The following is a 5,875-nucleotide window of genomic DNA, read 5'->3' on the forward strand; positions in this document are numbered from 1 at the left end:
TTCCAAGATGGCGAATTCCCCATCTTCATTCTTTCATTAAAGGCTGGCGGCACCGGTCTTAACCTAACGGAAGCAAACCACGTGATCCATTATGATCGCTGGTGGAACCCGGCTGTCGAGAATCAAGCCACGGACCGTGCCTACCGAATTGGACAGCAGCGATTCGTTCATGTTCATAAGCTAATCTGTACAGGGACACTGGAAGAAAAGATTGATCAAATGCTCGATAAAAAACAAGCATTGAACGACGAAATCATCAGCAGTGACAACTGGATCACCGAACTTTCCACTGAGGAAATCAAGGACCTGGTCGCTCTTCAATAAGGTACAAAAGGAGAATGCCTATCGAATGGGCATTCTCCTTTTTCCGTTTGAATAGCCATCAAATGGAGTGAAAATCGTTTCTAAAAAATCGAACTCAACAAATAAAGAGCCGTAATCCAGATGATGATGGCCGATACTTTATTTAACATACCAAGGAACTTGCCAGTAGTATCAATCTTTTTCAGCAATCGTCCCGCCAGACATAGTCCATGGAACCAGCACCATGACACAGCGATGCACGTTACCGTGAAAATCACTTTATCCGTTCCTGAATATACAAGCGAGCTCGATCCGATTACACCGATCGTATCCAAGATTGCATGCGGATTGAGCAATGATACCGATAAAGCAAAAATCATCTGTTTTTTTGCTGACATTTGCTTAGTTTCAGCATCTGCTTGTGGAATGGCACCGGAAGACCAAATCTGAAAACCCATATACAATAAAAATGTGATTCCAATAATGATCAATGCCAGATGCAGCCAAACATATTGCATGACAATCAACGAAACGCCGAAGATGGCCAACAGAATGAGTGCAGAATCACAAATGGCAGCAGTGATCGTTGCAGGCAAAGCCTTTTTTATGGTCGGCTGGATTGCTCCCTGATTGAAAATAAATACATTCTGCACGCCTAATGGCAGGATCAGGCCTAATGCCAATAGCAATCCATGAAAAAATGGTCCCATACGAATACCTTCCTCCTTCACTTTCAGTATAATGAAAAAAGCAAAGGAATTGACCATCCATTTGGGAGTGCTTTCACCCAACCAATCAATAATGAATTGTATATGAAAGGAGTGTTTTCCTTATCGTTATCGAATGGAGACCAAACCGGAACTCAAGCCTATCCCTTCACCAGCAAATAGTGAATTGGATGAAACAGCAAATAACAAGCGGGGAATGGCCAGTTGCTACCAAGCTTCCATCGCAGCGCTCATTGGCGGATTCTTTTGGAGTAAACCGAAGCACGATCATTACAGCTCTCGATGAGCTGATTGCAGACGGACTATTGGAAACGAAGGTGGGATCCGGTACATTCGTTTCCAATAACACTTGGAACGTGCTAGCCGCAAGTAAGCAGCCCGACTGGAGAAAATATGTCCGGAACGGACTGCATGAACCCAATATACAGACGATTCAAGACATTAACTTTCATGAAGCGGACACTGCCATGATCCGATTGGGTACCGGCGAGCTTTCCCCCTCGCTTTTGCCTGTTAAAAAAATCGAGCAGACGCTGCAATCCACCGCTTTTGATGCATATTCATTAGGCTATTCCGAACCGAAGGGCGATAAAAGACTGCGGCAAAGCATAAGTGATCATTTAAAGGAAAAAGGAGTAACCGTAAGTCCCGGCTCGCTCATGATCGTCTCCGGCGGGCTTCAAGCACTCCAATTGATCGCAGTTGGTTTGCTTCCAAAAGGATCGTTGATTTTACATGAATCACCTTCTTATTTGAATTCGGTTCACCCCTTTCAATCTGCGGGCATGCATTTGGCAGGCCTATCAAAACATGGGCGGGAAACTATCCCGAATCAAATAAAGCGTATCAACAGGAAGCGGAAAGCGTCTCTATTGTATACGGTCCCAACGTTTAACAACCCAACCAATGCGACTTGGACAAAAGAAGAAAGGTTGGATCTTCTATCCATATGCAAAAAGGAGCAAATCCCCATTATTGAAGATGACGTTTATAGTGATTTATGGTTGGAAACAGAACCACCGCCACCCTTAAAATCCTTTGATGCCGATGGCCTGGTCTTGCACATTGGCAGTATGTCGAAAACATTGAGCCCAGGGTTGCGCATCGGGTGGATTGCTGGTCCGATGCCTGTTATTGAACGTCTGGCAGATATAAAAATGCAAATGGACTATGGCTCGAGTGCACTTTCGCAGCACCTTGTAGCCACATGGTTATCACAGGGCCATTATTCGAAACATTTAGATTGGCTGCGCCGTGAATTGTTGGCACGCAGGGACTTCACACTGGCTCTTCTCAATCGATATTTTGAAGGGATTGCCAAATGGCAAACACCCCAAGGCGGATTTTATATATGGTTAGAATTAGGCAAACCAATTGTGAATCCAACCCTTTTCAAGCTAGCGATAAAAGAGCACCTGCTCATCAATCCTGGGTACATATATGAACCAAATAACCATACACATCTTCGGCTCTCGTACTCATATGCCTCCGAGGAACAGCTGGCTTATGGGATTCAAACCCTCTCGAAAATCATCCGGCGATTGATTTGAGCCCAGGAAAATCTGCTTAGACACGACTTGGAGGCTGCCACGGCAGCCCTCTCCTAATTAAACTAAAGATGACCCTACGGAGAAGCTGCTCACCTTTTTATGATCTTCTCACTCAAATTGGTGATGAAAAAGGAATGGTGTTTTCCATGATCGATCATGATATGCTCCAGAATTGCAGTTAGCGCGCTTCCTTTATTCACCTGATATTCTTCCGGAATCTCTTCAATTGTGATTATTTCTTTATGCGGGTCATATTTAATGGATGTCCTGGCGCCCTTTTCAAAGAAAGAAAGAGTTACTAATTGACATAGTGGAAAATTTTGATAAGTTGAATCCGAGAGGGGCTTTCTTTCAAATGGAGAACTGACATGTTGAAGCGCATCAAAAAAACTCGGTTTTGCCAGGGAAGCCGGGGCCCTGTTCCTTCTTTCAATTTTCACTGTAATTCCACGAACATCCTCCTTATTGCTCGAGTTTTTCTTATAATTCATAAATTCTCTCCTTTCATTGGTTCTTTATACCTAATTCTTTTCTCTCATTCCATTTACCTGCTAGATTATAAAAATATTTTCATATAACCCAATAAACGGTTTTAAAGACTGCACCAAACAAAATAAGATTGTTAGCAATCGAATCCTCTCTCCGATTTAAGGCACGAGTCGTTACCTGCTTGGAACGAAGGGTGCGAGACCCCTGTGCTGGAATTCGTGTCCAGGGAAGACACCGCAGGCGCCTATCAAGGAGGCTCATGGACTGCCACGATAAGCCGAGATCCAGCAGTGCAATGAGAAGGGTCTAAGGTAAAGTAAGTCGCTAATTCAGCCATTTTACTCGCGAGTTCAGGCTTTGCATCGAATTTGGGGCAGGTTTTCTCATAAAAGTGCATTATTAACATGCTTTTTGTACCATTTCTCGCCAGGGTAGGACAAACCGCCGAGATGGCTTCCCGGAGCGCCTGCAGGGCAATGGAACGCTCTAGGGATCATCCCTCCAACTTTCACCAATTGGAATGCAACGTTCACGTATCAAAAAGAAAAAACTGTAGACAAACTCCGTTAATACCCGAGTTTGCCTACAGCATAAGATTTATTTCTTTGCTTTGATTATGTTGTATTCCTTCTTCGATTCATTGCCGGCAAGATCGGTCACTTTAAACTCAATCTTGTTGTTGCCCGATTTGAGCGGCAGTTCCAATTTCTTTATCTCTTTCTTAAAAGCCCTCATTTTGTATGGTTCCTTGAACTCATTATAGAAAACTTCACTTCCGTTCAAGTACAGGCGAATTTCATCGAAATTATCCTCAACCGTCACGTCCACCTTCGGATTTTTCGCTTTTGCTCCCACAGTTGCCGGCACGCCTTTAACCTTCAAGCCTGGTTTTGTCGTATCGACCATGAACACCTTTTTAAACGATACCGTGTTATCCCAATTGTCTGTCGCTTTGACCGTCATGCTTTGGACGCCATCTGCATATTTCTTTTCATAAGAGAATTCATATTTCTTACTCGTTTTGTTATACGTTACAGGGACCGTCTGATTATCGATTTTAAATTCCTTGATTTTCGATGCTTCCTGGATTTCCCCCGTTATTTTGATTTTACTTTTATTGTTCACGCTTAAGGTTTCAGGGCTTTTAATTTTTACAGCCGGTGCATAGTTATCGATTGGCGCCGAATCCTTGGCTAATTCCGTTTCGGCCGCTTTTTCATTGCCTGCATTGTCAATCGCCACCACCTGTACTTTTTCCCCTCGTAAATCAGGCAGGGTGAATTGTTTCGAAGTCCCCGGAAGCAGATTTTCCAGGATCGATTTTCCATCGACCTGTACATCATAATAAGCTACTCCCGAACCATTCAGATTATCTTTACCTTGGATCGTTAATACGTTACCCTTTTTCGAAATCCTGACCGTTGGTTTTACCGTATCGATTCTGATCGGCATTTTATATGTCTGCCATTTTGCACCCTCGTAATCTATCATCGCTTTAATTTCAAAATAATAGACACCATCTTTTGCCAATGCATTATTGACCTTCCCATCCCATTTCCGGGCTGGATCAAGTGTATAAGCAGTTCCTTCCCCGCTATCATAATAGTTCTTGCTCACATTATTCTCCGTGCGAAGTTTCCTTACTTGTTTGTTTTCACCATTCAGGATGCTGTACTCTACCTTTTTTGCATTCCTCAAGAATGATAGAAGCGGCACGAAGTCATCCTGTGCGCCATCACCATTCGGGGAAATCGCGATGCGTTTGCTGTCGAATGTATCTGCTACACGGTCATGGCCAAGGTAATCGAAATCTTTACCTACTGTCGTTACAGCACCTGCCGCGCCATAAAAAGACTCTTTATCATATTTTGTTCCATCAAGGATTGGTGCTTTATCCCACTCCCCCTTGAACCCTACATACGGTACATGCAGCTCCGGGTTGGTGTCTGCTGGATCTTTCAAAGTAACGAACCCCTCCACAAAATATCCATTTGGGAAGACCTTGTTAATGTCGACAAGCGTCTCAAGATCATCACCAAGCACTTTTGCTTTGGATATGTCGACTTTCACTTCAAAGGTTACCGATTTTTTCGCTGGTACGGTTATTTTGTTTGTATCTTTATTATTGATTTTGATTGAAGCGTCCTTAATTTCCTGGGCTTCCAACTGATGAGCGGAATAGCCGAGTTGACCTTGGATGGCGTAGTCCGTTTGAATATTTCCTTTTACATCATATTTGACTGCTTTGTTGCTGAAATTCTCGACCTTCAAGCTAAAAGCAAACGTATTGCCTACCTCTTTCATGGCTACCTTCGCTTCTTTCGTGAATGCCTCCGTCACGACGGCTGGCGTGGACAATGCTGAATGAAGCTGCATGACTCCAGCTCCCTGCCTGCGTGGCGAATAAGGATTTTCCCAACCAAGTGCCTTGTTGACGACCCCTTGATCCTTCACTGGTCTTGACGTGTTCATCATCAGGTTTTTAGCCAAATTGGTTCGGGCATGTCCTGTTAATTTAAAGTCTTTATCCACTCTTTCCAGAACAAGGGCAGAGCCGCCGGAAACATGTGGTGCCGCCATCGAGGTACCACTCATCATCCCATATTCATCATTGTTCAACGTCGAGTATATCTGCCCGCCTGGAGCAGTGATTTCTGGCTTGAAGTCCAAATTCGGTGCAACGCCCCATGAACTGAATGCGCTCATTTTTCCCGCTTCCGGGTTTGCCGATTTTGTTTTATCGCCATTGAAGCTGACCTTAACCTTTTCTCCAGCAGTTATGGCCGTTTTCAGCTTAGCTCCATC

5 protein-coding genes are annotated in these 5,875 nt (G+C 43.9%); 2 read left to right on the forward strand and 3 right to left on the reverse strand.

All coding sequences use genetic code 11. The features are described 5' to 3' along the window. Positions 1 to 324 (forward strand): helicase-related protein (locus CVN76_RS04435; protein WP_198512475.1); only part of this gene is annotated, 324 nt, incomplete at its 5' end. 80 nt (positions 325 to 404) lie between these two features. Here CVN76_RS04435 and CVN76_RS04440 read toward each other — a convergent pair. After that, positions 405 to 1,013: a LysE/ArgO family amino acid transporter gene (locus tag CVN76_RS04440; protein ID WP_100530449.1), complete on the reverse strand. Its 609-nt coding sequence runs from the start codon at positions 1,011 to 1,013 to the stop codon at positions 405 to 407. A 179-nt stretch (positions 1,014 to 1,192) separates the two neighbouring features. On the opposite strand from CVN76_RS04440, the gene CVN76_RS04445 reads away from it, so the two are divergent. Further along, entirely contained in the window at positions 1,193 to 2,581 is a 1,389-nt protein-coding gene (locus CVN76_RS04445; RefSeq protein ID WP_332850605.1) for an aminotransferase-like domain-containing protein, read from the forward strand. A gap of 89 nt (positions 2,582 to 2,670) precedes the next feature. On the opposite strand, the gene CVN76_RS04450 is transcribed toward CVN76_RS04445, so the two are convergent. Both CVN76_RS04450 and CVN76_RS04455 read right to left on the reverse strand, forming a co-directional pair. Next, positions 2,671 to 3,072 carry a hypothetical protein gene (locus CVN76_RS04450; protein ID WP_100530451.1) on the reverse strand — a complete coding sequence of 134 codons (402 nt, stop codon included), beginning with the start codon at positions 3,070 to 3,072 and terminating at the stop codon, positions 2,671 to 2,673. 595 nt (positions 3,073 to 3,667) lie between these two features. Next, a partial coding sequence (locus tag CVN76_RS04455) for an Fn3-like domain-containing protein (RefSeq protein ID WP_157805515.1) occupies positions 3,668 to 5,875 on the reverse strand: 2,208 nt, incomplete at its 5' end.

This window comes from Bacillus sp. mrc49, assembly GCF_002803435.1.

Coding starts and splice junctions, on each gene's coding strand:
- CVN76_RS04440 (WP_100530449.1), bottom strand. CDS start 1,013: ATGGGACCATTTTTTCATGGATTGCTATTGGCATTAGGCCTGATCCTG.
- CVN76_RS04450 (WP_100530451.1), bottom strand. CDS start 3,072: ATGAATTATAAGAAAAACTCGAGCAATAAGGAGGATGTTCGTGGAATT.